The sequence below is a fragment of the Candidatus Nanopusillus massiliensis genome, from assembly GCF_920984865.1.
The window spans coordinates 184,164-184,534 of the sequence record NZ_OV100765.1 but is presented as its reverse complement, the minus strand read 5'-3'; the positions used below and the strand labels follow the sequence as shown (position 1 = coordinate 184,534).

Below are 371 nucleotides of genomic sequence, written 5' to 3'. Positions count from 1 at the left end.
TCTCTTACATATTTAAATGCTTTTATTTTTCTCAATAATTCATCAGAATCTCTTCCTACATTTGNATTATTTACTTCTATTCCTACAATAGTTCCATCTGGATCAATTATTATTGATGCTCTGTATGCTACTCCANATTTATAATCATATATATTGAACATCTTTGCTATTGTNNCTGTATGATCTTCACTCATTGGAAATTTAACATTTTCTAATAGCTTTTCTGTTGCATGCCATGGTACGTGTGTATATACAGTATCAGTTGACATTGCTANNNCTGCTGCCCCTTCCTTCTTTATTTGATCATATTTTTCTGCTAGATCTTCTAATTCTGTTGGACATACAAATNNAAAATCTGCTGGATAATAGAA

At 30.4% G+C, this 371-nt stretch carries 1 protein-coding gene; it reads right to left on the bottom strand.

All coding sequences use genetic code 11. From position 1 onward, the window contains the following. On the bottom strand, positions 1-371 hold a 371-nt coding region (locus tag LUA84_RS01310), incomplete at both ends, for a redoxin domain-containing protein (RefSeq protein ID WP_231434082.1).